Below are 25,823 nucleotides of genomic sequence, written 5' to 3'. Positions count from 1 at the left end.
GCCCTTCACGAATGCACGACCATCCACTGCCCACTGATGCCAGTGCGCGAGGGCGTCGCGGGCTCGGTGCTTACGATTATGTGGGGCGCATCAAGCCTGCCCGGCGCACTCCCGAGCGTTGCGGAAGCGGACGAGTAGAGCCGGCCGACCCCGCATGTGCGACCGCTACGCGCGATCGCGCGCCCGCGCACGCGAGGGCCGCCTTGAACAGCGCAGCTTGCCAAGTGCCACACAAGCGTGGCCCTTTGCTGCCATGCCCATCCGGCGCGAGCATCGTTTCTTCTACCCCATCGACTGGCCTCAGCTCTCGGCCGTGATCCGATTTCGGAGGGCTGGCGGCTGCTGCGAGGGCTGCGGCAGGACACATGGGCAGCGTGTGCTGCACCTCGGCGACGGCCGCTGGTGGGATGCCTCTGCCGGCGCTTGGCGCGACGGGCAGGGCAGGACGCTTCAAGTTCTGCCGACAGCCGAGGAAGTAGCTCAAGTCCGCATGACGCGGGTGGTGCTCGCGGCCGCCCATCGCGACCACGACACGAGCAACAACGCGGGCACGAACCTCGCTGCCTTCTGCCAGCGATGCCACATGATCCACGACCGGCCGGAGCATCGGCGCAGGCGGTGGGCCACGCTGTTCCGCAGGAAGGCGTCAGGCGATCTCTTCCGCGGACCCTACGCCTAAGCGAGGTCGTTAATGCCGCCCCTCGCCGGTGGGCGTTATGGTGCAGATCAGCCCAACCCTTCTCGACACCCGTCCGCATGGATCAGGGCTGGCGTGCCATCCTGCTCGACGTGCTCAGTCAGGCGAGAAGAACATCGGATCTCTGCAGAGCAATGCTGTTCTGGAGCGCGATCTCGAAGTCGGCCTTCCCGTCCCCATTGATGTCGGCTTGAAGAAGGCCTGCACCGTAACGTAGCTCGCCCACCACTTGGTGGAATTGAGCGGCGTCGATCCACCTGCTGGCACCGAGCCCCTTCAGATCGATGTGGTCCTCTCCCGGGCTGAAGTCGGTGATGATGTCGCGTGTCTTCGAGCCTGGAGCCGACTCTGCTGCCTGAGCAAACACGAACGTGTCTGCGCCCGCGCCGCCCGTCATCACGTCGGCCCCGCGTCCACCGATGATCCTGTCCGCTCCGCCAAAGCCGTTGAGAGTGTCATTCCCCCCGTTTCCAGTCAGCGTGTTGGCAGCTTCGTTGCCGTTGATCGTGTCCGCATAAGCTCCGCCAACAGCGTTCTCGATCACGGCTCCGGCCGCCCCGTTCGGGTTGGCAATTGTGAAGCCGCCCTGGATGCCCTTGACCCAGGATACGTACCCGCCCGCGCCTGTCCCGCCAGCAGGATCGAGCGTCGCGGGGCGGAGGTCGATGGTGGCCGAGCCTGTGGCATTGGCCGCAGAGAGGGTGTCCGTCCCGCCCGCGTCCCAGATCGCGAGCCAGCCTGTCCCCGATGTGTTCGCGCTCGGGAGGATGTAGGTGTCGTTCCCGGTGTGCGAGGTCAGGTTGGGGCCGTAGAGGTGCTGGACCGCCGCGATGTCGAAGGCGCCGGGTCCCTTTTGATAGCCGTAGTCCGCTCCTTTGGCTGGTTGCCCGTTCCAGCCATCGGTGTAGCCCATCGTGCTGAAGATGCCCTGGTTGAGGCCGTAATCGCCCGTGTTGTTCCAGGCGTTCGCGCCGGGGAAGTACGGCTCCGGGATCTTGTTGCCGCCAGCGTCGAGCAGCGGCGCCCCTCTGGCATCGACGTACCAGCCCTTCTCGTTCCACGGGTGATCCAGCCCGAGCAGATGGCCGACCTCGTGGATGAGCGTGACGTAGCCTAAGCCGCCCGGCTTAAGGCCTGCCGTCGTCCAGCCATAGCCCTGCGTGTTGAAGATCGCCCAACCCGGTGTGTAGTTGGGCTCGGGCTCGCCGTAGTTCGGGCCGTAGTTGAAGGGCAGCGTCGACATCGCCTGGATGCCCTTCGCTCCCGAGAAGTACGCCTGCATGCCGGCTTCGCTGGTGGTCAGGAGGTGCCACGTCGCCGAGTTGAAGTCCGCGGCGGGTTTGAAGGAGATGTTGGCGACATCGGCCCACGCCTGCAGCGCCTTGAGGGTAGCTTGCTGCTCATAAGACTGCCAAGCCGTCGCTGTGATCCTGTCGACGGTCGATTCCGGATCATAGACGGCGTAGGTGCCGGGGCCTCCAAATGCATAGGTGACCACGGTCTGCCCAGTCCTGCTGACCGGGAACGGGTTCGTTGGTGTTAGCCAGAGCAGCGCGTCCAGATAGTGGCTGGCCATCACCGTCCCTCCCACCCGTTGGTTTGCATCCATGCTGACGCCTGTGAGCAGAGTGTGCAATGCCGTTGAGGCGATGAAATAGGGCTTGCCGTAGTGGAATGTTCCGCAGTCGTCCCGAACGCGAGGCTGAGGAATTCGCATAAGCACCGGTATGAGATGTGCTCAGTAGGTGTAATGAACGATGCGCCGGCCGCACCTCAGAAATCCGGGTGAGCCATCAGCTTCCCAACGCGACGCAGATGATGATGTCCGTGCGGGTGCGTTTGTGTACCGAAATCGTAGTACTGGACTTTGGTCGTAGGCGAGGTGGCCTATGGCACCTAGCCAAATATACATACGTTGCTAGTATCTCTACTCTGTTCCGCTCTCGCAAATGACAGGAGCGGAAGCGTATGCCGCGGTACTTCTTCGACATCCATGACGGCGAGTTCCTGCAGGATAAGGACGGCCTAGAGCTTGCCAATCTGTCAGCGGCGCGTGCCGAAGCGCGGCGGGCCCTAACGGGTCTGATCGGGTGCTGCGATGAAGCGAAAGACGCCGCTCACGTGCGTGTCGACGTTCGTTGCGAGGGTGGGCAGCGGCTCCTGGCCGCCACGCTCCTACTGGTCGTCGAGGACATCCAGGCTGCGTCCTTGCCGTGAACCTCTCGCTCTACGAGCGCCTCTCCGCCATCGCTCGCGCCGAGAGCTTCGCGTTCGAGTTCGCGCTGGCGGCGGACACTCTCCGCCAGAAGGGGCGGGCAGAGGTTGCTTGGGCGCTCCTAAAGGAGGCGCAGCGCCACACGGCCGAGGCGCAACGCCTGCGGGCTGACGGCGAAATTCGCATCAGGCGCCGGCCCCCGGTCGCGTAAGCGAGCTTACGGGTGGAGTCGCGATCCGCACAACGACGCACCGAGTGCCGTGCGGGGCGACGACGCGGGCCGCTGATAGGTCGGGCAAAATCGGCCCGCGTCGTCGCCTCTGGACCCGTGTCATCCGAGCCCGGCGCCAGGTCGGCACGCCCGTGGTTAACAAACCCTTACCACGCGCAACAAAATAGCCGGGCGCACCCTCTAGCTTGGCCTAGAGCAGCGCACGGCGACTTCAAGAATGGGCGGAGCAGCCAAGCTCCGGTAGAGCCCCGCGCAGGTGATTTGCGGCAGCAGAGGACCATGGCGGGCGCACAGGCAAGGACCGTTCACATCCGCAGCATCCGGCGCAGCCGTGACCTGGAGATCCGCAGGAGCGGCGTCGCCAGGAGCCGGCCTGCGGCAGACCGCCCCGGGCACGAAGCGGCCGAGCTGCCGGCACGGCAACTCACGGCTCACGAACTGATTCAGATGGCCCAAGCTGCGCGACGGGCCCAACCCCAGAGCGCCGGGAGTGTCCTGCTCCCGGGCGCCGGTAAGGAGTAGGCATGCAGGACCTCTTCGTGACCCACAGGTCGGAGGACGATACCCCCGAGCCGACTTACCGGGCGGTTGTCGTCGATGCGCAGAACGCGGTTGTCAGCGTCGATACTCTGCAGGCGACACAGCTCGAAGAGGCTGCAACACTCGCCCGAGAGATGGCTGCGACCTCGACCGTCTACCTGTGGGACGGGCCACGGTTCATCCAGCGGTTTCAGCCAGAGGATCGCTAGGCAGGCCCGCTACCGACACCTGGCTGTCGCCCGCCGCCCCGCGTTCTGGACACCCTCACAATTGGCGGCTCGCATCGCCAACGGCCACGCTTTGACCATGATCGGGCTTAGCTTGGCCGTTTAGTGAAACGTTAATCCTAGGGGAGCGCGTGACGACCCGCATCCGGCCTGCCGCACCTCAAGGCTCAGTCGGGGCCAGTCACCGCCGCGGCGATTTCCTCCACCCGCCAGGGTTTGGCAACGAAGGGCACGTCCTCTGGCAGGTCCTTCGGACCGACATAGCCGGAGGTGAGCACGACCTTGAGATCGGGCCGCAGGCGCTGTGCGGCCTCGGCAAGCTCCACCCCATCCATGCCGGGCATGCGCACGTCCGTGAACAGGACCCGGATTTCCGGATGGGCTTGAAGAACCTCCAAGGCTGCTGGGCCGTTGTAGGCCGCAAACACCTCACAGCCCAGCTCTTGCATGATCTCGACGGCGTTGTGGCGAACGAGGGGAAGGTCCTCCACCACGAGAACGGCAGCCTTTTCGCTCTGCAATGCTCAACCTCAGGAACGCACCAGCACTTTAGTCTTTGCGATCAACGCACCAGGACGATGGATGGCCAACAAATCCGACGATTTCGTGCCCGGTAGGTCCGCCGGGGGAGATCCCGAGGCGGTGATCGCACGCGGACGCGAACTGGCGGCGCAGGCCAGCCGGCTACGGCGAGCGGCTGATCGTCAGATCGAAGAGGTTCAGGCGACCATCGAAGAGGCTGAGAGCGTCCTGGAGCACACGGCCCACCTCCTCGAGGGCGGGGCAGACCCGTGACACTGTTCTGGGGGTTGCAGCCGGCGGGGATCCCGCGCGGACCGAGGATTGCGAGGAACGGCCGATCTGTCTGAGCGCTATGCCACCGTCGCGCCGACCCGGTGAGGTCGTACCCCTTTCCGGGCGTACCGCGCAGCAGGAACGCTTTAGGGGTCCTCCCGTTAAGACAAGCATAACCAGCGGTTGTATCTAGGATGCGGAAAGCAACCTGGGGTAATCGATGAAGCGTGTCTCGCCCGCCGTGGCAGTTTTAGCCTTGCTCAACCATGCAGTTGCTGCTCAGCCAGTCACGACAACGACCGGAAGTGTTGGCGATACCGTGGAAATTGCCTCGGAACAACGCATGGCTCTCAAGAGCTACGCCATCGCGCGGCACGCGACCCCCGTCAGGCTCAAGGAGCGGATCGTGGCTGGCTCCACGGTCCCGGACTTCGTGGCGTTCGAGCCCCTGCCGGCCGCCATCGTCAGCGAGAGCCCGCGCCTAAAGAGCTACAGCTACTTCCACTCGGATACGGGGACCTACATCGTCGATCCCGCCTCACGTCGGGTGATCACGTCTATCGACTGATAGGTTCGGTCGAAGCGTGCGCCGTCGGCGAAGCACGGATCTCCTCGGCCTCGCCGAGAAGGTGCCCGACGAAGTCGAGTGGTGTGTTCCTCCAGCAGATCGTCTCCCGACAGATGCTCTGGGCTGCTCTGGGCAGCCTCAGCCGCTACCGAGCAGATCGTTAGCCTCGAGCTCAGCAACCCCAGCGGCGAGGTGGCCAGGATCAAACCCTGCCAGATCACGCAGCCTCGGCACATCCGTGATGGTCAGCTTCTGGTGCCCTAGGGACACAAGCCGTTCGCTGAAGAGCGTCTGCAGGACGCGGCTGACGTGCACATGAGAGGTCGCCGCGGCGTCAGCCAGATCCGCCTGCGACAGGCTCAACTCGCATGCGCCTTGTCCGGCGAGCCCGGCAGCTTCCAGGCGGGCCTGCAGCTCACACAGGAGGTATGCCACGCGCTGCAGGGACGGCTGGCTGTCGTTCAAGAGCCAGGCACGGGCGCGGTTGAGTTCGTCCTGCATCAGCCACTGTAGGGCGCGCCTGATACCAGGATAGGTCCTACTCAGCGTGCACAGATCGGGTCGGGACAGTCCGGCAACGCTGCATCGGATCAGGGTGCCGACACGCCAAGGCAGCCCGGAGGTGAAGCCTGCTGGCGATCCGACGAGATCTCCGGGGATGATGAAAGCGGCAATCCGCCGAGTGCCGTCCGGCAGCGTTGCGTAACGGCAGGCAAGGCCGCTCATCACCAGACAGATGCGCTCAGCATGCTGGCCGATGATGGCCTGACGGGCCGCCACGTCCAGCGGAGTGCCGACGAGCGACAGCAGCACCTCCTGCTCCAGATCCGAGAGCGTGCCCGCCCGCTCGAGCCGGCGGATGAAGGCGCCGCCAAGGCACGACCTCTCTCGACGCGAGTGAGAGCGCATTGTTTTTCATTCCCCCTCTGTCAGAGGCGTCTCTGCCCTCGCAGGAGCCGGGTTGCGATCGCGCTTCGGCGCGTTCTTGGTGTCCTGTTCGCTCTCCACCGGCTGGGCGAGCAAGTAGGTGGCCGCTCCGATGGCCGAGATGCTGCCGCCGAGCGGCGCCCACAGGAGCGCGATCCATTCACCCATGGGCCAGAGCAGGACGATGGTCGCCACACCGCCCAGGATCGCGGCGAACATCAGGAGAAACATCCGCCTAGTCCGGCCATTCCGTCATGAGCGACAGCCTTGCCCGAAAGACAAGTCTTCCGCTCCCGTCTCTCACGCTGGCGGTCAGTTCCCCCTGATCGCAGTCGCCGAGCGCATCGCGAGAAACCTCGAGGAGGACCCCGATGGCCTCTTTGCGCACGGCGCGAAGGCTAGGGAGCTCCTGTTCGCCGCAGTCGAGGCTGTGCCGGCCCAGGCCGTCCACGTCGATGTAGTAGCGTGCCACGGTGCTTCCCACCCCGCCGGATGAGAGCAACGCGACTCTCACCCGCCCCCGAGCTCATGATGAGCCACGACGCCGTGCGCCCAGACGAGGCTAATAATTCATGGCGTCTACGAAATTCGCAAGCATTTGTTAGGCCCTGTACGCTTGCGATCCGATACTATCGAAATAGTTAATCGATAAATTTATCATTAAATACTTGAGATTTGCTGGCGCGCTCTTAGGCTACCATTCGTGGAACCCAAGCAGAAACGAGCGCGGGGCGGATCGCTGGTCACCCACTCGCGATCGGGAGAGAGGCGCCGCTATGGCATCTGCCACCGACGAGATCGCGGGTCTGGAGACCCTCCTTGCCGGGCTCGCTGGGACCGCGCACGCCTCAGCTGCCTTGAGGCTCGCGGACAGCTTCAGGAGGCCGATGAGCCCGACGGCGGCTCGGGTCTATGACGAAGCCCTCCTGCGCCTGGCTCGCGCAGAGCGCACCGATCATCGTGTGCAGCTGTCGCGCCGCCTAGCCCCCGTCGAAGCTGGCCCTGTGCGCACCGTCACCGACCTTGCCTACGACCTCGATCCTGAGATCGCCGCTCCGGTGCTGCGCCACTCCGTTCTTCTGCGGGATGAGGACCTAGTCGCGATCGCGCAAACCCGCAGTCAAGGTCACCTCGGTGCGCTCGCGGAGCGGCGCGAGGTCAGCGAGCCTGTGACCGACGTGGTGGTCATCCGCGGCTCCTGGCCCGTGCTGCGCCAGCTGGCGGCGAACCGGACGGCGCACCTGTCCGCGCAAGGCTTGGCCCGGCTCACCGTGCTCTCACGCGGAGACGGCCACATCACAGTCGCGCTGACCAAGCGCAGCGATGTGCCAGCCGCCGTCAAGGGGGAGCTGCTGTCCCAGTTCAAGGAGATGGCGGTAGCCCGGCGCTCCTCGTTTTGCGGCGAGCACTCGGGCGTGAGCCTCGATGCAGAGTCCTCGGATGCCGCCCCGTTCGCGACTGCTCAGGGGAATACGGACCCGCTCTCGGCCGAGAGGCTCCGAGCTGCCGGAGCCTGCGTCGATGCCATTGCTCAATCGCGCCCGCTCACGTGTGCCGAGGTGCCCCACGCCCTCGCAAGAGGAGAGTTGGCCGAGGCCATCGTCATGGTTGCCCGTCTCGCGGAGCAGGAACCGGACACGCTCGTTCAGGCGCTCAGGGGGTTGAGCCCGGTCAAGAACTTGGCCCTGCTGGCGATGCGCAGCGCTGACCTGAGCTGGGCCATGGCCGAGCGGATCCTGCGCGAGGTTGGGAGCAGGGCGGATCGCGAGGGCAACCTGCCGGCCCTGAACGAAGCAAGCCAGAGAGGCGTATGTCGGTCTATCGAGCCAAGCGGCGCAGCGTGCTCTGCAGGCTGTCCAGCTGCGTGCCGGCTTCACGATCCTGGAAGGCGGGCGATCTGCGCCGGGTTGAGAGGTCAAGGTGGCGAGCCCCCGCCTGCCATAATAGATTGGATGTTATGGAGCCCTCGGTTCGTGTAAGTGCATTTATGGAATAGACTTGAGCACATTGGGGAAGACGATTCCATATTGATCACCCAGTGCCGCAAGCTTGCCCTGGAGTTCGAGAGACTTGACCCGGTGAAGACGTGCCTGGGTGCGCATGGCGTCGGCTGTGCTGGTCACTCCGGTAGCCTCTAAGTGCGAAGCTGCGCGGGCGAACTCACGGGCGCAGGCCTCATCAAGCACAATGCCCTTGATGAGGACGTTCGCCATCTGTTGAACCTCTTTCCGCATAACTACGCCATACTCGCAATATCACCCACTACACACAGAACTAACGCTCGCGCACGCATCGGTTCCTTTGCACTAGCGCGATTACGGAACCGAGAAACGGCTCTTTGAGGAGTCTTCTGCGCGCGGCGCACCAAGGCCTCGACTCGGCGCTCCACGAGTGCAACCGCCAATGGCACTTCCTGGCAAGGCCGGTCACACCCGACGGCATGATGCCGTGCTGACGAAAAGGGGGGCCTGCGGGATCCCTTCGCCCGCCACATAGAGCTGAGCAAAATGCAGTTTTGACTGATCCTTATCAAACACAAACATCTGTCCGTCCTCAGTACACTGCAGGATACCGGACCGGATTTCGTCGGGAGTGCTGCACGTGAAGTTCCCGTCGGCACGGTTTAAAGATAGATCATAGCGTACACGTGCTCTGCTGCCGTTGAACTGGATCTTGAACTTCCGCAGATTGAACTTTGTAGGTTTATAACCATGATCAATGGGGTGTAGGCCGGCGGAATGCTCTTCGATGCACTCATGAGCTTCCTTCTCCTGAGCGGCCGCGGGCGTTGCCATGCCGAGCAAAGTGGCCAGCGCAGTAAGAGCGCACACCCGTCTTCTCCGCTCAGAGCCTCGCGCGACCTTCAGCGCAGAACTCAACATTCTGACCTCCACACCCCAGGCGATCTCATCGTTGGGCATGTCGCAGCCGTGCCCCACAGGGCTCGTTGCTCCGTGGACTCGATACCAGCGCCCTCCGGCGCGCTCCGGAGGGCTTCTCGCTGCAGGACTGAGAGTTCTGCCTCGCCAGGCTCGGCTTCGAGCGCGCAGGATCCCGCTGATGCGCAGCCGCGCCTCGCTCGCCAGGATTGTCTGGTTCCACCGCAGCAGGCGGCGAGCCGCGAGGAGCTGAGCGCCCGTCATCCGCCTCTCAAGCCATCGCGCCGGGCCGGCCGAGGCCGATCGCCTTGGCGAGCTCGGAGCGCTGGGCGGCGTAGTTGGCGGCCACCATCGGGTAGTCGTTGGGCAGGCCGTAGCGCTGGCGGTAGCTGTAGGGGTCGAGCCCGTATGCCGAGAGGTGCCGCTTGAGCGTCTTGTAGGGCTTGCCATCAACGAAGCTGATCAACGCATTCGGCGTGATCGACTTGCGCACCTGCGAAGGTGTTGGCTTCTGAACCTCTTCCTCAGCGCTGGCCTGAGGCGCGCCGTTCCTGAGACCATTCACCGCCGCATGCACGCTGGCGATGAGCAGCGGCAACTCGGACAGCGGGATGCGGTTGTTAGACACGTAGGCCGACACGAGGTCAGCGGCGAGTTGGATTGATCCCGTCTCGCTTCCTTGACCGGAGCCGTTCGGCTCCGTGGTGACGGTGTTTGCAGAGTAGGCCATGGTAATCTCCTGAGTGAGTAGCGGGACCGCTTGGAACGAGCGTTCCGCATCGGTCAAAAAAAGAGACGCCTACCTGATCCGGCTCAGCGCCTCGTCGACGACCGATGCGAGCAGGCCCTCCTCAGGCCGGCTGCGGATCAGCACCATCAGGCCCAGCAGGCTAGCAAGGAAGCCCCTGGCGAGTTCAGGCGCAGGACGACCAGCTGGGATCTCGCCCGCCTCGCGGCCCGCCTCGATCCGGCTCTGGAAGAAGCCCTCGATCTGCCGCTGCGCCTCAGACACGATCTTGGCGACCTCCGGATCATGCGCGGACAGCTCAAGAGCCGAGTTGGTCAGCAAGCAGCCGCGATTGCCGTTGGGCTGAGCCGCCTCGTGTTGGAAAATCCGGAACAGCTCGCAGATCGCCTCGCGTGGGCTGTGCTCCGCCGTCAGGTTCGCGAGGAGCCGGGCCCGCACCTGTTCGTCGAACATCCGCAGGGCGGCAAGGAACAGCGCGTGCTTGTCGCCAAAGGTCGCGTAGAGACTGCCCCGGTTGATCCCCATGGCGTTCACGAGATCCTGCATCGAGGTTGCCGAGTAGCCGCGGCTCCAGAAGGCCTGCATGGCCTTGTCGAGCGCTTCCTCGCGGTTGAATTGCTTCTCCCATGGCATGTGCGACCTCTTTCCGGGTCGTCTACAGAGTTTGGAACGGACGTTCAAGGAGTGCTGCCCGCCACGGGCCTACGGGCGATGCTCAGGGCATATAGGCCTCGATCCCACCACCGGAGAACATGTAAGAGCCTAAAGGAACAGCTCAGTCCAAGTATACTGCCTCGTCGCCCTTCTACAGCATCAGGCTTCCGCCGGACTTGGTCGGCGCTGTATGGATCCATTCGGCCGATTGTTGGTTGGTCGGCTGTCCCCGGTTGCCCGCCTCAACGCGCACCTGGCGTGACAGGCGGGTCGGCGCTTTCTCCGTAGCGCTGACCCGCCGCTCTCGCAGGCTTCAGCGGCATCTGATCAGCTAACGGGAGTGGACACCGATACGCAGGCGGTCAGGCGACGAGACCAGCGGCACCTGAGCACAGCCGCTGCTCCGGCAGACGGTGCCCGCACCTTGCTTCGGCGCCCGACAGCGGGCAACCATGGGCCAGCCGTAATCCAGGAAGGGACGATTCAGTGCCGCGATCGTTCCCTCGTGCGGCGGCCATGACCCTCTTGATCTCTCTGGCGTCTCAGAGTTCCTCCGCACAGGATGAGCCGATCACGTTGGCCGACGACCCCTTCGAGGTCACAGACCCGAATGCCACGCCGCCGGGAGAGGCCAACCTATCCGTGGTGGGCTCCTACGAGCGCGCTGCGCGCGGACGTGTTCGCAGCACGATCGGGGCCGAGACAGAACTCAGCGTCGGCGTGGCTCCCAACTTGGATTTCCGGATTGGCCAGGCCGGAGCCTACGGCAACCTGGACATCCGCCGCAGACTTGGCACCGTGTCCACGGACCAAGATGACCCCTCTGGCGAGAGTGACCGGGCCGCTCTTGGCGGCACGTCGCGAGTAGGTGCGCTCTATCAGCTCAGCGAGGAGCGCGGTTCTTTGCCTGCCGTTGGACTTCTCGGTCGGGTACGCTCCCTCTACGGACCAGGGCGGGTCGCGTACGACACTGAGGCGATCGCCCTTTTCGGTAAGACCCTCAAGGGCGGGGATCTGCCGCTCGGCGCCAGTCTCAACGTAGGCTGGGTGGGTCGCCTGGACCCGCAGCCGGGCGAGCGGCCACATCGTTACCTTCTGAACGTATCCATTGGACAGGCGATCTCGCGAGACACGGTGTTGGTGGCGACGTACGCGAGGGAACAGCAGGATCGCGGAGATCAGGACTTCAGCCTTGTTCAGGCTGGCGTTCGCCACCGCCTGAGGAGCCAGAAGGCCATCGTTGGCTTGGCTGCGGGCTTCGGGCTGAACACAGACACGCCGCAGTTCCAAATCGCACTGGCCGTGCAATGGGAGCTGGGAGCGTCACCGTAGGACCAACTGCTCATCGGCGCTTGTTTAAACCCGCCACCACTGCAGTTTGAACCGCTCCGGGATTTCCGGAGGCTCCAACTCTTGAGAGACTGGAGCCATGACGAAGCATATTCCACCCTTCTCCCCTGAGGTTCGCGAGCGGGCAGTCCGGCTGGTTCGGGAGCATGAGAGCGAGCACGGTTCACAGTGGGCGGCGATTCAATCGATCGCGGCCAAGATCGGCTGCTCGGGTGAGACGCTGCGGAACTGGGTCAGACAGGCCGAACGCGACGGCGGCGTACGAGCCGGACCGACCACGGACGAGCGCGAACGGATCAAGGCGCTGGAGCGGGAGAACCGCGAGCTCCGGCAGGCCAACGAGATCCTGAGGAAGGCGTCGGCGTATTTTGCCCAGGCGGAGCTCGACCGCCGGTCCCGGTCATGATCGCCTTCATCGACGAGCACCGCGCCACCTACGGGGTCGAGCCGATCTGCAGGGTGCTGCCGATCGCCCCGTCGACGTACCACGCTCATGCCGCGCGGCGGGCCGATCCCGGCAGACTGCCGGCGCGGGCCAAGCGGGATGCCGTGCTCATGGCCGAGATCCGGCGCGTGTACGAGGCGAACTTCCGCGTCTACGGCGTGCGCAAGGTGTGGCGGCAACTGGCCCGCGAGGGGATCGTAGCCGCCCGGTGTACGGTCGCGCGGCTGATGCGGGCGATAGGACTGCAGGGCGTCGTCCGGGGGCGCAGGGTCCGCACCACCGTTCCCGATCCGGCCGCCTCCTGCCCGCTCGACCGGGTCAACCGCCAGTTCAAGGCCGAATGCCCGAACAGGCTGTGGGTGGCGGATTTCACTTACGTCGCCACCTGGGGCGGCTTCGTCTACGCGGCCTTCGTGATCGACGTCTTCGCCCGCCGGATCGTGGGCTGGCGGGTGTCGCGCTCGGCCCGTACGGACTTCGTGCTCGACGCCCTGGAGCAGGCCCTTCATCAGCGTCAGCCCTTCGCCGGCAGCGGCCTTGTGTGTCACTCAGATCGCGGATCGCAATACGTGAGCATTCGCTACACCGAGCGCCTAGCCGAGGCAGGCATCGAACCATCCGTCGGCAGCGTCGGGGACAGCTACGATAATGCTCTGGCCGAGACGGTGATCGGCCTGTTCAAGGCCGAGGTCATCCACCGGCGCGGGCCGTGGCGGTCCTTTGAGGCGGTCAAGTACGCCACGCTCGAGTGGGTCGACTGGTTCAATCACCGTCGGCTGCTCGAACCGATCGGCAACATCCCTCCTGCCGAGGCGGAGGCACGCTATTATGCCCAGGCCGAGGTCCGAGCCTTGGCTGCCTGACCCAAACCAACCGGCCTCCGGAAAACTCGGAGCGGTTCAGTTTGCCTGTCCAGCGACTCGCGAACCCCGCCAGCGTCATGCACAAGTCAGGGCACCGCGGTCCTCGGACAGTGGTGACTTATATCCGCCGCGCCAACGCCTTTAAGGACTCCTCTAAATGCGCGGAGGTGTCGCTGTCAGGCGCAAGTTGCAGGAGCTTGGCAAGCCACCGCGACCGGTTGCCGACCGCGAAGTCAACGGCAACTCAGCTCCGTGTCCGTCGGACGGTGAGCACGTCCGCGGTATGGTCATCAAGAGAGTCGGCAAGTTCCGGCCTGCTTCCGAGGGCAGGCGTACAGGCGGAGCGGCCCGAAGCGGCCGAGGTGTTGTCACCTTGGCGGGCAAGGGCTCTGCTCCGAGATCTCCGGAAACCGCGCCGCCTCGGCCATCGTTGAGAGCGGAATGGAAGAGTACTTCAAGGCCCTGACCCTCTGGCTCGCGGCAGGCACCGAGGCGGTTGCGGCCCTCATTATCGGCTTGGCGACCATAGAAGCCGCCATCTCAGCCCTGCGGCTTTTCCTGCCGGGTGCCTCGCATCATGTCCGCCCACGCGAGCCGCAGGACGCTAAAGAAGAGGTGCGGCTCAAGCTCGGGCGCTGGCTCGCGGTGGCTCTGGAGTTCGAACTCGGTGCGGACATCCTGCGCACGGCCGTCGCGCCCACCTGGTCCGAGATCGGCCAGCTCGCAGCCATCGCCACCATTCGGACCATTCTCAACTACTTCCTCCAGAAGGAGATCGACAAAGCTGAGGCACGGGAGCGGCAGGCTGCAGAGCGTCGGGGCACCGCTCCGGGGTCTCGGGGCCCTGTCGCCGAGCAGGCCCGAGGTTGACTTGCCATGTTCGCGCTCGACCGTCCGATCCTAATATTGGCCCTGCTCATCGAGTTCGGCGGCAGCCTCCTCGTCGTGACAGGCTGCGCGCGCGGACTCTTCACGCTCATCCGAGGTCGTGGCAGCCGGGAGGCCATCGTTCGTGCACGCTTCTTGGTGGCCGACAGCATCATCGCAGCTCTCGGCTTCAAGACTGCCGCCGCCTTGCTCAAAACTATCGAACTGCGGACCTGGGACGCCATCCTGATGTTCATTGCGGTCTTCACGCTGCGCACGCTGATCAAGCGCGTGCTCACCTGGGAAGAGGAGCGGCTGCGCACGGGATCCGCAATCAATGGGATAGAACGCTGACTGGCTTTCTCTCCTGAGACCGACCTGCAGACTGCTGCAGCGGCGCCTCAACGCGAGCGAGAGAGCAATATCGCGATCCAGCGTGTGCTGGGAAAGTGCTCGCAAACGATCATAACCGCCACCGTCAACGGGATCGCGACCAGCATACCCGCGATGCCCCAGACCCAGCCCCAGATCGAGAGGGCCACGACGACGGCGACGGGGGAGAGCGAGAGGCTGCGTCCTTGCAGAACCGGGTAGATGACGTTGCTGACCGTGATCTGGATCGCGCCGAAGCCGACGAAGATGATGATCGGCAAGACGGAGTTCGGGAACTGGACCAACGCATACAGGCTTGGGGGGACGATACCGACGAGATTGCCCACGACGGGAATGTAGTTCAGCAGGAAGTTCAGCGTGCCCCAGACCAGGGCCAAGTCGAGGCCAGTCGCGAGCGCCCAAAGGGCCGAAGCCCCGCCCGTGATGAGGCTGGTCAATGTCGTCGTGGCGAGATAGTCACGGATCTTGCCAGCAATCTCGTCCGCGGCCTGGGTCACCTCGCTCCGCTTATCGGCCCCGAACGCCGCCTGAAGCTTTCGCCGCAGGACAGATACCTCCGGCAGTCCGAGGACAACGAGAAGCGCGATGAATGCGAGGTAGACCGAGATCGTGTAGGCGTTGCCCAGCAGGCTTTGCCCGACAGTGATGAGGCGGGCGTAGCCTTCCTTGCCGCCGAGTGGCAAGCCCCAGCGGTCGGCCCAGGCTGTCGCGGATTCGTAGGCACTCTCGAACTCGGCCCAACGCTGCGCGAACGCCCGCACGACTTGGGCGGCCGAGAAGTAGACAGCCGCGATGAAGCCGAGGGCGATGACGAGCAGCACCAGGATCGTACCGAGGCTGCTGACGCGCTCCGGTAGCACGCGGCGGAGCCAAACCTCGACGGGCCACACCGCCGCAATGACCACGGCCGCGACCGCAAGCGGCATCGTTACCCCGTAGGACGCTCGCAAGGCCAGCAACACGAGTGGGACTGAGATCAGGGCAAGCCACACATTCCGGGCTTTGTCGGTCATGCTCAGCGGCACTTCCAACGCCGAGGTTGGGGCTTCATCCAGGGCAATCGCACGGCGGACATGCGTCACCCCATGTCGAGGTGGTCACGTATCCCTTACATGACCGGCCAGTGGGCAATGCCCGGACGTGGCGCAGATGTTCGCGGTGAGTTTGCGGGCAAGCCCGTTCCGACGCACCACATACCGTCCTGATCCGCGACCGTCTCGCAGACCAGGCGCCGGCGTTCAGTCCGGATGATCCGATGACACTCGCACGCGACCCGCTCGAGACCGCCGCGGTCGAGCACCGTGAGGCGACCACGGCCGCGCTGGATTAAGCCGGCCGCTTCCATCTCGCCCAGCGCGGTCGTCACGCCGGCGCGGCGAACGCTCAGCGATTGGCTCAGCGCGCGGTGGGTTAGCGGGATCTCGTCGCCGTCGAGATCATCAAGCGCACGCAGGAGGGAGCGGGCCAGGCGCTCGTCCAGGCTGTGGTGTGTGTTGCACAGCATGAGCTGCGCGCTCTCGACCAATCTCGTTTGAACGTGCGCCAGCAGGAGCGAGCGCAGAGCCGGCCTGCCGACCATCACACGCCGGAGATCCTCGGCTGCAATGCGCAGGGCCTCGCCCGGAACCTGTACAACGCAGCGGTACGGCGCGCGCGCGGTCCCGAGCACCGCGGACACGCCGGCAAGGTCGCCGCGCCCGAGCGCGCCCACTTCCGCGCTCTCCCGGCCGGCGGCACGGCACAACAGAGCTGCGGTCCCGCGCTCGATGAAGTAGACGTGCGCGACCGGAACATGGCGCTCGTGTAGCACCTGTCGCCGCCGTAGGACTACCGGCTCCAAAGCGGGGCGAAGAGCGGCGAAGTCCTGCTCTGGCAAAGCCGCGAGCAGCGTATTGCGGGATTCCGCCCCTTCGCTCAGGCCGTTCGGCAGTCGTGGAGGTCTGGTGTTCGTCCGTGATGTCCGTGAAAAGGCCGTTGCTGCCTTGCCCCAGGCGGACTCGGCGCACTGTGCATCGATCATCGTTCGCATCCTGGCTCAGAGCGGCCGGTCAAGCCCAGCCGAAGTTGTTTGGGAATGTGACGCTTGCATCATCCTCGGGCAGGCGATGTCGCGATCCCAGTCAGGCCCGACGGCAGGCGTGTCAGGAAAAACCTGACGAAGACGTGGGCCAAACCCGACAAGCCTATTGGCCTGACCCATGTCATTCTCTCATCGGAGATGTGCATGATGCGGTGTGGCCGGCGGTTGTCTTAGGCGGGGCCGTCGCCCGAGCAGGCGCCTTGCTGAACGCCGCAACTACGAGGCCGTCCGACTTGTCTGTACCGAGGAGGCGAACAGACCCGGAGCCAGTGGTGTGAAGCGCGAATCCCATCCGGGCGCCCGCCTGCTGATCTCGCTGGCCCTCGCGGCGGCTATCCCAATCCTCCTCTTCAGCGGCTGGGTCGCCTACGTCACGGCGGAACAGGGCCGCGCCGCCGCGCGGCACGTGGCCCTGGAGAGTGCCGCGCGCGTGGCAGACCGGGTCGCAGCGGATCTGGCTGCGCAATTGCAGATCCTGGATGTGCTGGCCGCCTCGCCGGCTCTCGACAGCTCACGCCTAGAACTGTTCTACGAGGAGGCGAGGCGCCTCAAGGCCAGCCGTCCCCTCTGGGAGACGGTCGAGCTGGCGGACGACTCCGGCAATCAGGTCGTGAACCTGCTGCGCCCATTGGGCGCCGCGCTTGGGCCTACGGCCGACCGCGACAGTTTCGACGAGGTCCTCCGGCTCAGACGAGCGATTGTCGGCGGCATCGGACCGGTCGGAGCCCTCTCAGGTAAACGGCTCGTCACGTTGCGCGTCCCCGTCATCCGCGATGGGCAGCTCCGCTTCATCCTCACCGTCGCGCTCGCGACCAATGCGGTCAGCTCGATCCTGAGGGATGCCGGTGCCCCGGCCGGATGGGTGGGCGAGATCGTCGACAAGCGGGGAAACATCATCGCACGCACCTCTGCCGAGGCGTCCGAGCTGGGTCGGCCCGCCAGTCCGGCCTTGCGCGCGGCCATCGCTCGTGCCCCGGAAGGCTTCTACACCGGCGCGACGCTGGAGGGCAGCGACGTGGAGACGGTCTACCGGACTCTGCCCGACACGAGCGGCTGGTCGGTGCATTTCGGCGTGCCGAGCGAGGCGCTGAACGCACCCGTGTCCCGGTCGTTCTACGTGCTGGTGGCCGGCGGCTTGGTGAGCCTCGCGCTCGCGGCCGGATTGGCGGCGCTGACGGCGCGCGACATCGCACAGCGGCGGCGCGACGAGGAGACGCGAATGATGCTGGCGCTACGGGTGAGCGAAGAGCGGGGAGCACTGGCCGTGGAGGCTGCGGAGCTCGGCACGGTTCGCTGGAACCTCGCGCTGCATCAGGTGACCGGGTCGGAGCGGACCCGGGCACTCCTCGGCTTTCCACGCGCGCCGATGGAGGAGAGCGAGGCGCAGTGGTCATTTGCAACCTTCCTTGAGGCGGTACACCCGGAAGACCGGGAGCGACTGGAGCAGGCGCTGCGGCTCTGCGTGGCGGAGGATGCGCAGCTCGACATCGAGTTCCGCTCCGTCCGGCCGGACGGCAGCGCACGATGGCTGCGGACGACCGGCCGCGCCCCATGCTTCCACGACAGCGACCGACCGAGTGTGATCTACGGCGTGATCGCAGACGTCGAGCCGCGCAAGCGCGCCGAGGCCGAACGGACTGACCTGTTGCGGCGGCTCTCGGATGCTCAGGAGAACGAGCAGCGCCGGATCGCGCGCGAACTTCACGACCAGGTCGGTCAGACCGTCACGGGGCTCTCGCTGGGGCTGAAAAGCCTCGAGACGCGGCTCGGGAGCGGGGCGTCTGAACCGGCTGCGGTGAACCAGGTGCGCTGGCTGCAGGCTCTCGCCGCGGAGATCGGGCGCGACATCCACCGCGCGGCCCTCGACCTCCGGCCGACCGCACTCGACGATCTCGGGCTGCACAAGGCGCTCGCCGCCTACGCAGGGGAGTGGCGTCAACGCCACGGCATCGATTTGGACTTCCAGGTGCTGGGCAGTGAGGCCCGGCTGCCTGCGAATGTGGAGACAGCCGCCTACCGCATCGTCCAAGAGGCCCTTACCAACATCCTGAAGCATGCCGGGGCCCGCAGCGTCAGCCTTGTGCTGGATCGCCGAGCCGATGGGCTGCGCGTGATCGTGGAGGACGACGGCGTGGGCTTCGATCCGGAAGCGGTCAACGGATCCACAATCCATGACCCCGCCGCTGACGGCAAGATCGGGCGCCGCCTCGGCCTGTCTGGTATCCGCGAGCGCCTCGCTCTGCTCGGGGGCACGCTGGCGGTCGAATCGGCATTGGGATCGGGCACGACCCTGTTCGCGGAGATTCCGTTGCCCTCTGAAGGAGCAGAGCCGTGAACCCGATCCGCGTCGCGGTTGCCGACGATCATCCCATTGTGCTGGCGGGCATCAAGGCCCTGCTTCAGGCCGCGCCCGACATCGCCCTCGTCGGCGAGGCGACCACTGGGACGGCAGCGCTCGATACGATCTGTCGAGCCTCGCCCGACGTCGCGGTCATCGACATCTCGATGCCAGACCTCAACGGCATAGATTTGGCGCGCCACCTCGCCGAGCGCTGTCCTCAAGTTCGGCTACTGGCCCTTACTGTCCATGAGGACCGGGCCTACGTTCAGCCGCTGCTGCAAACGGGGGCGAGGGGCTATCTGCTCAAGCGGTCGGCGGCCGAGGATCTCCTGCGGGCCGTGCGAGCGGTCGCGGAGGGCGGGATATACCTGGACCCAGCCGTCGCCGACAAGGCGCTGCCGAGCGCGAGCCGACCGGCGGCCGAGCCCGGTGCCGAGGAGGCGCTGAGCCCCCGCGAGGAGGAGGTGCTGCGGCTCACCGCCCAGGGCTTCAGCAACAAGGAGATCGCGGCGCGCCTGGGCGTCAGTGTGAAGACGGCCGAGACCCACAAAGCGCGCGCGGCGGAGAAGCTTGGCCTGCGCACCCGTGCGGACATCGTCCGCCACGGCGCCTCACATGGTTGGTTGGAAGAACTCGCGCGCCGTTAAGTCATGAGCCGTCGAGCTACCATCCATGTTCTTCACTGGGGCACGTCTGGCACCCGGACGGTCTCGTCCCTTGGCAGGAAATGCCAGAGAGCGAACTGAGAGGGCGGAGCGCCGCCGACCGCACATCGGCGCCGTCATGCAATGACCTGAACCGGCCCTTCGCGGAAGCGCTTTTCGCCTGCCCCCCAGCTGGCTATCCATCAAGCGGCCGCCGGACCCTCAGGCCCAGCAGCCGCTACAGGGTTCAGCCGCGGTACACCGAGAACTCGGCCTGCCGGTTCTGATCTGCGTCGCGGTAGCCGCGGGCGTTCCGGTCGAACTCGGGAATAGCCTTGATCTGCTCGTCCGTCAGCCCGGACACGGTCAACCGGCCGTCTCGCACCTTGATCCGGTCGAACGGCAGCAGGATCTGCTTCTCACCCAGCCCCAGGAACCCGCCATGGCCGATGACGACGTACATCTTGTCGTCCGTGCCCACGAGGACGCGCTCGATATCGCCGAGCTGCTGCCCCTGAGTGTTGTAGATGTCCTTCCGGAGCAGGTTCGAGACCTGGAAGCTTCGCGTCGCAGGATTCCCGGTCGTGCCCGTGACGTCGGCCGCGTTGACGTTCGGTGCGGGCGGCACGGCCGCAACTGTCAGAGGTGCCAGCGCGGACGCCTCGACTTCGGTGTACTTGCCGGACTTCGCGTCGTAGCCAGGCAATGCCTTGATCTGCTCATCCGTGAGTCCGACGATCATCAGCCGTCCGTCGTGCATCAGGAAATGGTCGATCGGGAGCACGATCTCCTTCTCGCCCAGGCCGAACAGGCCGCCATGTCCCACCACGGCATAGAGCTTCTTGTCCTCGCCACGCACGAGGCGCTCGACGTCGCCGACCTGCTGCCCACGCCCGTTCATGACGTCCATATCGGTCAACTCGGAGGCGGAGACCTGCCGCACCTGCCGCTGCGACGCGCCCGTGCCCGTCTGGCCCTGCGTCAACGCCTCCACCCGGACCTGCGGCTGACCCTGCGCCCGGTTGACGACGACCTTGGGCTCGGCGCTCTCGTAGTGGATCACGGGTTGCTGGTCGGACCGCTGCACCTGCACCTGAGGTTGGGCTGCCTGGGCGACCTGAACCTGCGGTTGACCGCGCGCGACGTTCACGTCCGGCTGCGGCATGCGGAGCGTGATCTCGGGCTGCGGGATGGTCACCGTCACGACCGGCTGCGGCTGACGCACCGTGATCTCGGGCCTCTGCTGCTGCACCGTCACACTCGGCGTGCCCGGCTGAACCAGGATGTCGGCACCCTCCGCCGTGCGTTGCGCTGTGCTCGGAACCTTGACGACCGCAAGAAGGGCGGCGGGCAACGTGATGCCGGCCTGCTGGATGCGTACGGCACCGTCCCGGCAGGCCACAATGTTGTTGTCACGCTGGTAGGTTTTGGCTTGGTCGACCGAAACCGGCGAGGCGGGCTTTGCGTCGCCGCGCCGTTCCAGGAACGTCACGAGGTCGCGGCAGAGGTCGGCTTGGGAGGCGCCCGGCGCGGGCGAGGTCGTTTGCGCGAGCACCGCGCCAGGACTGACCGTGAGAGCGAGGGCGGTCATCACTGCAGAGAGGCTAGGGCTTGTCATGCGTCTTCTCCATGTTGGCTACGTTCAGCGCGGGAAGTCCGCGCGTCCGGTCGACCAAGCTGCGAGGCGAGGCATGGTTCTGGAGAGTGTCCGGCGCTGTACTGACTTCCTGTGTTCCGGACGGGGGCCGAGCGGCGGTGCAGGAAAGAGGCTGCGCCCGCCAGTGTCGGAGTCAGGTTGCTCGAATGTCTCAGCTCCCGCACCGAAGGCTATCGCGAACTTGGTACACTAGCGAGCCGTCTTTGCAGAAACCGAACACTGGCGCTGGAACACGGATACGAGCACTCCGTTCGTCCATCACTTCCAGCAACTTGAATGGAGATCTTAGAAATGCGGAATATTGTAGCTTCCGTGCTAGTGGCCGGCGCTCTGACTGGCCTTGTCGCCCCCGCGCAAGCAGCCGGCAAAGATTGCGCGAGCGAGATGAAGAGGGTGGAAGCGGCGATGCCAGCCAACCAGGACGCGGGCAAATCCGCGATGGCGAGAGCTGAGTTGAAGATCGCCGCTGAGAAGGCTGCGAAAAAGGACGAGCAGGGCTGCATGACGCATGTCGGGAATGCTGAGAAAGCGATGAAGTAATCCGAATCGTTATCGCCTCTGTGGTCCGGCTGACTGCTTCGCCCTTTTCCTAAGGCAAATGGAGCGGTGGAGTCATTCGACGCCAGGAAGCCGGCGCAAGGCATCGCGATGTGTGAGCGCCGGACCAAAGCTTCTTTGATCGGGAGATTTTCATGCGTTTGACACCGTTCTCCATCGCGACCTTGGCCGCACTGAGCTTTGCAGGCGCAGCCAGCGCGCAGATGCCTGCTAGACCCGACGTTCCGAGGCCCTCGGGGCCGGTGGTTGCGCCGACCACCGGCACGACAGGCAACGACCGGAACTTGGCGATCGCGCCAGGACCAACGGGCGCATCCACGATCCAGACGGATTCGGCCGCAGCTGGCAACGCGGCCCAGCCCGCACGCAGGGTGCCGCAGGGCAGTGGCGGTCGCTGAACCTCTGCGGCAACGGACCAAGACCAGCTTCTTCCAGCCTCGGCGGCTCAGAGTAGGTGCAGTACTTCAGTGTGACGTTCTCGCTGCATGACTTCGGTGGTTTTGCGCGACATAGCAGCCTTCCTGCCGAGGACGCCGTCGCCCAGCCTGTATGTGCGTACCAGTCTGAGATCGCTACGGCTGCGATGTGTGACGCGTCGGTTGTGCAACAGGGCGCCAAAACCTGTGCTATGAGCAGCACAGACGAAGCAAATAGAAGTACTTTAACATCAATCTTGGATAAGTGAGCTCAGGGCATTTCGCGACGCCATCGCGCGTAGCTGTTTAGTCATCGCTCGAAATTCGAGAGAACTGAAATGCTCTAAATCTGGAATGGAGATGGGCCATGAGAAGGACTTCTACACTCTCGGCGGCAGCGCTGGTGGCTCTTGGTATGCTGGCCTCAAGCGGGGCGGAGGCCCGAGGCCGAGGCGGCGCCATCGCTGCCAGCGTGATCGGCGGCATTGCGGCTGCAGCCCTGATCGGAGCGGCTTCGAACGCCTATGCGAGCCCGGCGTACGGTTACGGCTATCCGTACGACCGATACGGCTATGCCTACCCCGCCTACGGGTATGGCTACGATGTCGGGTACGCCCCCATCTACACGCCCCGTCGCGTGATCCGGACCTACGGCTACGGTTACACGCCCGTCGGCTTCTTCTGGGGCGGACCGCGCCTCTACTACAGCTGGTAGAGGTTGCGGATACACGGAAGCTCGAGGTCTGAGACGTGCGCTGCCGCCCCCACCCGCCGGGAGAACATCCCGGCTCGGCCCATCCCATCACCACAGGAAGTGGAGGAATATGATGAAAAACCTCAAGCGCATCGCCCCTCTCGTCGGCGCCTTCGTGCTGGCCGCCGGTCCGGCGTGGGCCGTGACCGTCGCCAATCAATCCAAGCAGGAGCAGGTTCTGACGGTCGACCGCGGCGAGAAGCAGAGCGACCACAAGATCGCTGCCGGAGACGCCTTCCAGGTCGAGTGTCCGGACAGCTGCGGGCTGCGTACGCGTAGCGGACCAGCGGGCTACGGCCGCATGGCCCAGGGCAGCGACAAGCTGGTGATCAGCTCGGAGGGCATGCTGACCTATGCCGATGGAGACTTGGTGACCGGCTCCGCCCGGGAGACGCCTGCAGGCAAGGCCCAGAAGGGAGCCGTGCGGGAGAAGTAGTTCACCCAGCTGAGGCTCAGGGAACCAGAGCCGGCTTGGCCCACAGCGCAACTGTGCGCCTCACGCCCGGCGTCACCCGGATCGGATGCTGACAGTGCACGCGAAATCCGGTCCGCTCGCGGACCGGACAGCATAGCCAACAAGACTGTCCGGGCGGTACTATCGCCTGTCGCATCGTCCAGTACAGTCCGTTCAAGACTATGGGACTGGCGGACCGAGTTCAGTTCCTCCAAAGCTTTCCCAGTCCGCCAACGACAAGCCGATCTTCAGCGGCATTAATCGGACAAACCGAGTGGAGCGTGGGATCTCCGCGGCAGGCCCTGGACGGACCGGCCCGCGCACAACATGGGAATACATCTCGCTATGCAGACGCAGAACGAGCGAGCAACACGTGTTCAGATGCTCCGAGCAAAGCTCGACGAGGCGATCCCCTACGACCTCCGTCCTCTGTGGCGAGAGTTTCTGGTGGCCTTAGATGCCGAGGCTGCCGAATGCCACGAGTCGCATGCAGGCGATGAAGAGCGTCGGCCGGCCGCCGACGAGGTGGAACAGGACGCGCGTGCCTCCGCGAGTGGGGCGTGAGGCGAGTGTGCAACGCTCACGCTTTGAGCGACCGGTTGGGGGAGAGAGGGGGTCCGGGCGCCCACTTCGTCGAGACCGTCGCCGGCCAGTCAACTCGTCCGGCTGCCGTGCGGCCTCTGCGGCGGCCGGCTGATGCGAGGAGTGGGTTCATGAGCAGCGATGCAGCGCTTCGCGATGTCAGTGCCAACCGCTTGCGCGACATCGTCACCCAGGCTGTGTGCGATTGCCTGAATCGTGGCTCCGAGCCGGATACAGGCCTGATTCATCGTCTGAGGATCTACGAGCGTACGGCTCGGCAGGCCGGCTTGGAACGTCAGACGATCCAGGTGATTGCGTCCGGTCGGCGCCTGCTGGGCGACCGTCGCGACGCGACCTCGATTTGATCACGCTCTCCGTCCGGCTGTGCCGTGGACGCTCGATCAGCGCGCTCGCGTGCAGGTGGTGGTTGCTGATTGTCGAAGCCGCGCTGCTCCGGTCGGATCTTGCGTGGTGTCGGCCGCCCGATCTGGTTCATGCCGTTGCAGCTCGGCCCAGCGCTCGGTGTTGATTTGCAGCCCCGCGATCCAACGGTTGGGTATGAGGCCAGGCAGTGGCTCTTCCCTGTGTGGTGGGCAAGTAGGACCTCGCCGGGAATGTGCGGGTACGTCGCCAGGCGGTCATGATCTGGGATGGCAAACGCAAGCGGCGCAGCTTCGATAGGACGCAGAGTGCTCGGGCAGCGGTCGGCCCCTGGATTCGTTCGGGAGGGCACGGCGCGAGCCGCTGACGCGGCCACCTTCGCCGATGAACAGGCCTTATGTTCACCAGTGGACCAACTTTGGCCAGATCTGGCGGAACGCCTCCAGAGATCTCCGCTTTGGATTTCATGCGTTCTCGGGCTTTCTGCAGCCCGCCCAGCGAGGTGTTCGGATGCGTTTTCAAGAGCTAGCCAAAGTCGTGACATCCGCTCTCGGGCTGTATGGCTTTTCTGTTTGCGCTGGACTGGCGCAGGACCAGCCCGGAGCCGCGAACCCACTGGTGACCAGGCAGGGGGCGGATACTCAAGCCAAACCGCTCGAACCGGATCTGTTCTATAGAGGGTGGCGGGCGCGGCTGCTCCTCGGGCAGCCGGTTACGGATCGACATGCCGACCAGCAGATCGGGACGGTGCGCGACATCATTGTCGATGCAAACGGACGAGCGGCGGCATTGGTCGTTGAGAGCAGCGGGCCGGTGTATTTGCCTCAGGCCGTCTACCGCATTCCCTGGAAGAACATTGACCTGACGCCCTACAGGTCCGGCCTTGTGGTTGATCCGCCGAGCCGAGATCCTCATCGCTTCGGGCTCTTCCCTGGAAGCGAGAGTGTCGACACTCTGCCGCGCGAATTCCGTCTCAGCGAGATCCTCGGCGACTACGCTCGGTTACGGACCGGCTATGGCTACGGGATTGTGACCGATGCCATCTTTACGCTGGATGGTCGGCTGAGCGCTGTGCTCGTGAGCCGCCACGCGGCTTCGGGTGGGCAGACAATGGCCTTCCCGTTCCTCGGAACCCAGGGGCCATGGGATCCAGGCATGAGCTACTACGGCTTACCCTTTGTCACTGACCGCCAAGCGGACGCGGCCGGACTGAAGGTCGATCCTCATCGCTTCAACGATGCCGCTCTGTGAACATCCGTGCTGCCGCCTCGCCGTGACTTCGAACACCGGCGCTCGCGTGCCGCATCGTCATACCCACTTCACACCCGCTGCAGACTGATGATTGCAACGGGGCCGAATGTGGGCGCAGTTTGCCTGCGCCGGCTCCTCACTGTCTCCCAGGTCGCTGCGAGTAGCGTGATGAAGGTCTTATAAATCGCCTGAGGCGTGCCGGACGTGGCAGGCCGGTGATCTTCGGCGTCGCCACCTCCGGAAGGAGGCACCGTAAAAGTATTGTTCCAGGACAGATCTAGCCAGGCTCGGCGCAGGGCCTGCAG

The 25,823-nt window shown here is 65.0% G+C and carries 31 protein-coding genes and 1 other annotated feature; of the genes, 19 read left to right on the top strand and 12 right to left on the bottom strand.

What is annotated here, in order from left to right; genetic code table 11:
• The first annotated feature begins 253 nt into the window (after positions 1 to 253).
• Positions 254 to 679, top strand: coding sequence for a hypothetical protein (locus tag MOX02_RS17970; RefSeq protein ID WP_147027185.1), 426 nt, complete (start codon positions 254 to 256; stop codon positions 677 to 679).
• 118 nt (positions 680 to 797) lie between these two features.
• Here MOX02_RS17970 and MOX02_RS32680 read toward each other — a convergent pair whose 3' ends face one another.
• The gene (locus MOX02_RS32680) at positions 798 to 2,273 is read right to left on the bottom strand and encodes a M10 family metallopeptidase (protein ID WP_170267919.1); all 1,476 of its coding nucleotides are present in this window, start codon (positions 2,271 to 2,273) and stop codon (positions 798 to 800) included.
• Positions 2,274 to 2,665: 392 nt separating this feature from the next.
• On the opposite strand from MOX02_RS32680, the gene MOX02_RS31350 reads away from it, so the two are divergent.
• The 3 genes from MOX02_RS31350 (at position 2,666) to MOX02_RS17950 (ending at position 3,893) form a co-directional block, all read left to right on the top strand.
• Complete coding sequence (locus MOX02_RS31350; RefSeq protein WP_170267918.1) at positions 2,666 to 2,914, top strand: DUF6894 family protein; 249 nt, start codon at positions 2,666 to 2,668, stop codon at positions 2,912 to 2,914.
• The gene (locus MOX02_RS17955) at positions 2,911 to 3,123 is read left to right on the top strand and encodes a hypothetical protein (RefSeq protein ID WP_147027165.1); all 213 of its coding nucleotides are present in this window, start codon (positions 2,911 to 2,913) and stop codon (positions 3,121 to 3,123) included. The genes MOX02_RS31350 and MOX02_RS17955 overlap by 4 nt, the downstream gene beginning before the upstream one ends.
• A gap of 545 nt (positions 3,124 to 3,668) precedes the next feature.
• Complete coding sequence (locus tag MOX02_RS17950; protein ID WP_147027164.1) at positions 3,669 to 3,893, top strand: hypothetical protein; 225 nt, start codon at positions 3,669 to 3,671, stop codon at positions 3,891 to 3,893.
• 185 nt (positions 3,894 to 4,078) lie between these two features.
• On the opposite strand, the gene MOX02_RS17945 is transcribed toward MOX02_RS17950, so the two are convergent.
• A complete protein-coding gene (locus tag MOX02_RS17945; RefSeq protein ID WP_147027163.1) occupies positions 4,079 to 4,432 on the bottom strand; it encodes a response regulator in 354 nt (117 codons plus the stop codon).
• A gap of 61 nt (positions 4,433 to 4,493) precedes the next feature.
• Here MOX02_RS17945 and MOX02_RS17940 point away from each other — a divergent pair, with 61 nt between their 5' ends.
• Entirely contained in the window at positions 4,494 to 4,706 is a 213-nt protein-coding gene (locus tag MOX02_RS17940; protein ID WP_147027162.1) for a hypothetical protein, read from the top strand.
• Between the two features lie 343 nt (positions 4,707 to 5,049).
• Complete coding sequence (locus MOX02_RS32235; protein WP_238179951.1) at positions 5,050 to 5,274, top strand: DUF1236 domain-containing protein; 225 nt, start codon at positions 5,050 to 5,052, stop codon at positions 5,272 to 5,274.
• A gap of 138 nt (positions 5,275 to 5,412) precedes the next feature.
• Here the strand turns inward: MOX02_RS32235 and MOX02_RS17930 are convergent, their stop codons facing one another.
• From MOX02_RS17930 to MOX02_RS17920, 3 genes are all read right to left on the bottom strand, one after another.
• A complete protein-coding gene (locus MOX02_RS17930; protein WP_170267917.1) occupies positions 5,413 to 6,087 on the bottom strand; it encodes a Crp/Fnr family transcriptional regulator in 675 nt (224 codons plus the stop codon).
• Between the two features lie 102 nt (positions 6,088 to 6,189).
• Complete coding sequence (locus tag MOX02_RS17925) at positions 6,190 to 6,432, bottom strand: hypothetical protein (RefSeq protein WP_147027159.1); 243 nt, start codon at positions 6,430 to 6,432, stop codon at positions 6,190 to 6,192.
• Between the two features lie 4 nt (positions 6,433 to 6,436).
• Complete coding sequence (locus MOX02_RS17920) at positions 6,437 to 6,673, bottom strand: DUF6894 family protein (RefSeq protein WP_147027158.1); 237 nt, start codon at positions 6,671 to 6,673, stop codon at positions 6,437 to 6,439.
• A gap of 304 nt (positions 6,674 to 6,977) precedes the next feature.
• Between MOX02_RS17920 and MOX02_RS17915 the strand changes: the two genes are divergently transcribed.
• Positions 6,978 to 8,180: a DUF2336 domain-containing protein gene (locus MOX02_RS17915; protein ID WP_147027157.1), complete on the top strand. Its 1,203-nt coding sequence runs from the start codon at positions 6,978 to 6,980 to the stop codon at positions 8,178 to 8,180.
• 6 nt (positions 8,181 to 8,186) lie between these two features.
• Here MOX02_RS17915 and MOX02_RS17910 read toward each other — a convergent pair whose 3' ends face one another.
• The 4 genes from MOX02_RS17910 to MOX02_RS17895 form a co-directional block, all read right to left on the bottom strand.
• The gene (locus MOX02_RS17910) at positions 8,187 to 8,414 is read right to left on the bottom strand and encodes a hypothetical protein (RefSeq protein WP_147027156.1); all 228 of its coding nucleotides are present in this window, start codon (positions 8,412 to 8,414) and stop codon (positions 8,187 to 8,189) included.
• A 213-nt stretch (positions 8,415 to 8,627) separates the two neighbouring features.
• Positions 8,628 to 9,122: a hypothetical protein gene (locus MOX02_RS17905; RefSeq protein WP_147027155.1), complete on the bottom strand. Its 495-nt coding sequence runs from the start codon at positions 9,120 to 9,122 to the stop codon at positions 8,628 to 8,630.
• A 229-nt stretch (positions 9,123 to 9,351) separates the two neighbouring features.
• Positions 9,352 to 9,810: a Ros/MucR family transcriptional regulator gene (locus MOX02_RS17900; protein ID WP_147027154.1), complete on the bottom strand. Its 459-nt coding sequence runs from the start codon at positions 9,808 to 9,810 to the stop codon at positions 9,352 to 9,354.
• Positions 9,811 to 9,879: 69 nt separating this feature from the next.
• Positions 9,880 to 10,461: a TetR/AcrR family transcriptional regulator gene (locus MOX02_RS17895; protein ID WP_147027153.1), complete on the bottom strand. Its 582-nt coding sequence runs from the start codon at positions 10,459 to 10,461 to the stop codon at positions 9,880 to 9,882.
• A gap of 537 nt (positions 10,462 to 10,998) precedes the next feature.
• Between MOX02_RS17895 and MOX02_RS17890 the strand changes: the two genes are divergently transcribed.
• The 4 genes from MOX02_RS17890 to MOX02_RS17875 all read left to right on the top strand — a co-directional run bounded on the left by MOX02_RS17890 (position 10,999) and on the right by MOX02_RS17875 (position 14,361).
• Complete coding sequence (locus MOX02_RS17890) at positions 10,999 to 11,814, top strand: hypothetical protein (RefSeq protein WP_147027152.1); 816 nt, start codon at positions 10,999 to 11,001, stop codon at positions 11,812 to 11,814.
• Between the two features lie 97 nt (positions 11,815 to 11,911).
• Positions 11,912 to 13,140 (top strand): IS3 family transposase gene (locus MOX02_RS17885; RefSeq protein WP_147027151.1). Its coding sequence is split into 2 segments (ribosomal slippage): positions 11,912 to 12,200 and positions 12,200 to 13,140, totalling 1,230 coding nucleotides; the frame shifts between segments, so codons are not numbered across the junction.
• Positions 12,193 to 12,309 (top strand) — a sequence feature (AL1L pseudoknot). It overlaps the preceding gene by 117 nt.
• Positions 13,141 to 13,581: 441 nt before the next feature.
• Positions 13,582 to 14,010 (top strand): DUF1622 domain-containing protein, encoded by a 429-nt coding sequence (locus tag MOX02_RS17880; RefSeq protein WP_147027150.1) that lies wholly within the window; start codon positions 13,582 to 13,584, stop codon positions 14,008 to 14,010.
• 6 nt (positions 14,011 to 14,016) lie between these two features.
• Positions 14,017 to 14,361 (top strand): DUF1622 domain-containing protein, encoded by a 345-nt coding sequence (locus tag MOX02_RS17875; protein WP_147027149.1) that lies wholly within the window; start codon positions 14,017 to 14,019, stop codon positions 14,359 to 14,361.
• Between the two features lie 47 nt (positions 14,362 to 14,408).
• On the opposite strand, the gene MOX02_RS17870 is transcribed toward MOX02_RS17875, so the two are convergent.
• Positions 14,409 to 15,413 carry an AI-2E family transporter gene (locus MOX02_RS17870; protein ID WP_147027148.1) on the bottom strand — a complete coding sequence of 335 codons (1,005 nt, stop codon included), beginning with the start codon at positions 15,411 to 15,413 and terminating at the stop codon, positions 14,409 to 14,411.
• Positions 15,414 to 15,508: 95 nt separating this feature from the next.
• A complete protein-coding gene (locus MOX02_RS17865) occupies positions 15,509 to 16,420 on the bottom strand; it encodes a Crp/Fnr family transcriptional regulator (RefSeq protein ID WP_170267916.1) in 912 nt (303 codons plus the stop codon).
• 334 nt (positions 16,421 to 16,754) lie between these two features.
• On the opposite strand from MOX02_RS17865, the gene MOX02_RS17860 reads away from it, so the two are divergent.
• Positions 16,755 to 18,815, top strand: coding sequence for an ATP-binding protein (locus tag MOX02_RS17860; protein WP_238179558.1), 2,061 nt, complete (start codon positions 16,755 to 16,757; stop codon positions 18,813 to 18,815).
• Positions 18,812 to 19,468: a response regulator gene (locus MOX02_RS17855; RefSeq protein ID WP_147027146.1), complete on the top strand. Its 657-nt coding sequence runs from the start codon at positions 18,812 to 18,814 to the stop codon at positions 19,466 to 19,468. Before MOX02_RS17860 ends, MOX02_RS17855 begins: the two co-directional genes overlap by 4 nt.
• Before the next feature lie 244 nt (positions 19,469 to 19,712).
• On the opposite strand, the gene MOX02_RS17850 is transcribed toward MOX02_RS17855, so the two are convergent.
• Positions 19,713 to 21,056: a PRC-barrel domain-containing protein gene (locus MOX02_RS17850; protein ID WP_170267915.1), complete on the bottom strand. Its 1,344-nt coding sequence runs from the start codon at positions 21,054 to 21,056 to the stop codon at positions 19,713 to 19,715.
• 459 nt (positions 21,057 to 21,515) lie between these two features.
• Here MOX02_RS17850 and MOX02_RS31345 point away from each other — a divergent pair, with 459 nt between their 5' ends.
• The 6 genes from MOX02_RS31345 (at position 21,516) to MOX02_RS17820 (ending at position 25,518) form a co-directional block, all read left to right on the top strand.
• Entirely contained in the window at positions 21,516 to 21,662 is a 147-nt protein-coding gene (locus MOX02_RS31345) for a hypothetical protein (protein WP_170267914.1), read from the top strand.
• Between the two features lie 849 nt (positions 21,663 to 22,511).
• The gene (locus MOX02_RS17840; RefSeq protein ID WP_210250393.1) at positions 22,512 to 22,811 is read left to right on the top strand and encodes a hypothetical protein; all 300 of its coding nucleotides are present in this window, start codon (positions 22,512 to 22,514) and stop codon (positions 22,809 to 22,811) included.
• A gap of 112 nt (positions 22,812 to 22,923) precedes the next feature.
• Positions 22,924 to 23,286, top strand: a complete 363-nt coding sequence (locus MOX02_RS17835; RefSeq protein ID WP_147027142.1) for a hypothetical protein — start codon at positions 22,924 to 22,926, stop codon at positions 23,284 to 23,286.
• Positions 23,287 to 23,649: 363 nt separating this feature from the next.
• Positions 23,650 to 23,868 (top strand): hypothetical protein, encoded by a 219-nt coding sequence (locus MOX02_RS17830; protein ID WP_147027141.1) that lies wholly within the window; start codon positions 23,650 to 23,652, stop codon positions 23,866 to 23,868.
• A gap of 149 nt (positions 23,869 to 24,017) precedes the next feature.
• Complete coding sequence (locus MOX02_RS17825; protein ID WP_147027140.1) at positions 24,018 to 24,251, top strand: hypothetical protein; 234 nt, start codon at positions 24,018 to 24,020, stop codon at positions 24,249 to 24,251.
• A gap of 526 nt (positions 24,252 to 24,777) precedes the next feature.
• A complete protein-coding gene (locus MOX02_RS17820) occupies positions 24,778 to 25,518 on the top strand; it encodes a PRC-barrel domain-containing protein (protein WP_170267913.1) in 741 nt (246 codons plus the stop codon).
• The last annotated feature ends 305 nt before the right edge of the window (positions 25,519 to 25,823 follow it).

The sequence above is a fragment of the Methylobacterium oxalidis genome, assembly GCF_007992195.1.
GTDB lineage: Bacteria > Pseudomonadota > Alphaproteobacteria > Rhizobiales > Beijerinckiaceae > Methylobacterium > Methylobacterium oxalidis.
This window is presented reverse-complemented; position numbering and strand designations above follow the sequence as displayed.

What these genes read in the sequence shown, in the direction of transcription:
- MOX02_RS17970 (WP_147027185.1), top strand. Translation starts at nt 254, where the DNA reads ATGCCCATCCGGCGCGAGCATCGTTTCTTCTACCCCATCGACTGGCCT.
- MOX02_RS32680 (WP_170267919.1), bottom strand. Translation starts at nt 2,273, where the DNA reads ATGGCCAGCCACTATCTGGACGCGCTGCTCTGGCTAACACCAACGAAC.
- MOX02_RS31350 (WP_170267918.1), top strand. Translation starts at nt 2,666, where the DNA reads ATGCCGCGGTACTTCTTCGACATCCATGACGGCGAGTTCCTGCAGGAT.
- MOX02_RS17950 (WP_147027164.1), top strand. Translation starts at nt 3,669, where the DNA reads ATGCAGGACCTCTTCGTGACCCACAGGTCGGAGGACGATACCCCCGAG.
- MOX02_RS17940 (WP_147027162.1), top strand. Translation starts at nt 4,494, where the DNA reads ATGGCCAACAAATCCGACGATTTCGTGCCCGGTAGGTCCGCCGGGGGA.
- MOX02_RS32235 (WP_238179951.1), top strand. Translation starts at nt 5,050, where the DNA reads ATGGCTCTCAAGAGCTACGCCATCGCGCGGCACGCGACCCCCGTCAGG.
- MOX02_RS17925 (WP_147027159.1), bottom strand. Translation starts at nt 6,432, where the DNA reads ATGTTTCTCCTGATGTTCGCCGCGATCCTGGGCGGTGTGGCGACCATC.
- MOX02_RS17915 (WP_147027157.1), top strand. Translation starts at nt 6,978, where the DNA reads ATGGCATCTGCCACCGACGAGATCGCGGGTCTGGAGACCCTCCTTGCC.
- MOX02_RS17910 (WP_147027156.1), bottom strand. Translation starts at nt 8,414, where the DNA reads ATGGCGAACGTCCTCATCAAGGGCATTGTGCTTGATGAGGCCTGCGCC.
- MOX02_RS17905 (WP_147027155.1), bottom strand. Translation starts at nt 9,122, where the DNA reads ATGCCCAACGATGAGATCGCCTGGGGTGTGGAGGTCAGAATGTTGAGT.
- MOX02_RS17900 (WP_147027154.1), bottom strand. Translation starts at nt 9,810, where the DNA reads ATGGCCTACTCTGCAAACACCGTCACCACGGAGCCGAACGGCTCCGGT.
- MOX02_RS17895 (WP_147027153.1), bottom strand. Translation starts at nt 10,461, where the DNA reads ATGCCATGGGAGAAGCAATTCAACCGCGAGGAAGCGCTCGACAAGGCC.
- MOX02_RS17890 (WP_147027152.1), top strand. Translation starts at nt 10,999, where the DNA reads ATGACCCTCTTGATCTCTCTGGCGTCTCAGAGTTCCTCCGCACAGGAT.
- MOX02_RS17880 (WP_147027150.1), top strand. Translation starts at nt 13,582, where the DNA reads ATGGAAGAGTACTTCAAGGCCCTGACCCTCTGGCTCGCGGCAGGCACC.
- MOX02_RS17875 (WP_147027149.1), top strand. Translation starts at nt 14,017, where the DNA reads ATGTTCGCGCTCGACCGTCCGATCCTAATATTGGCCCTGCTCATCGAG.
- MOX02_RS17870 (WP_147027148.1), bottom strand. Translation starts at nt 15,413, where the DNA reads ATGACCGACAAAGCCCGGAATGTGTGGCTTGCCCTGATCTCAGTCCCA.
- MOX02_RS17865 (WP_170267916.1), bottom strand. Translation starts at nt 16,420, where the DNA reads ATGATCGATGCACAGTGCGCCGAGTCCGCCTGGGGCAAGGCAGCAACG.
- MOX02_RS17850 (WP_170267915.1), bottom strand. Translation starts at nt 21,056, where the DNA reads ATGACCGCCCTCGCTCTCACGGTCAGTCCTGGCGCGGTGCTCGCGCAA.
- MOX02_RS17840 (WP_210250393.1), top strand. Translation starts at nt 22,512, where the DNA reads ATGCTGGCCTCAAGCGGGGCGGAGGCCCGAGGCCGAGGCGGCGCCATC.
- MOX02_RS17835 (WP_147027142.1), top strand. Translation starts at nt 22,924, where the DNA reads ATGAAAAACCTCAAGCGCATCGCCCCTCTCGTCGGCGCCTTCGTGCTG.
- MOX02_RS17830 (WP_147027141.1), top strand. Translation starts at nt 23,650, where the DNA reads ATGCAGACGCAGAACGAGCGAGCAACACGTGTTCAGATGCTCCGAGCA.
- MOX02_RS17825 (WP_147027140.1), top strand. Translation starts at nt 24,018, where the DNA reads ATGAGCAGCGATGCAGCGCTTCGCGATGTCAGTGCCAACCGCTTGCGC.
- MOX02_RS17820 (WP_170267913.1), top strand. Translation starts at nt 24,778, where the DNA reads ATGCGTTTTCAAGAGCTAGCCAAAGTCGTGACATCCGCTCTCGGGCTG.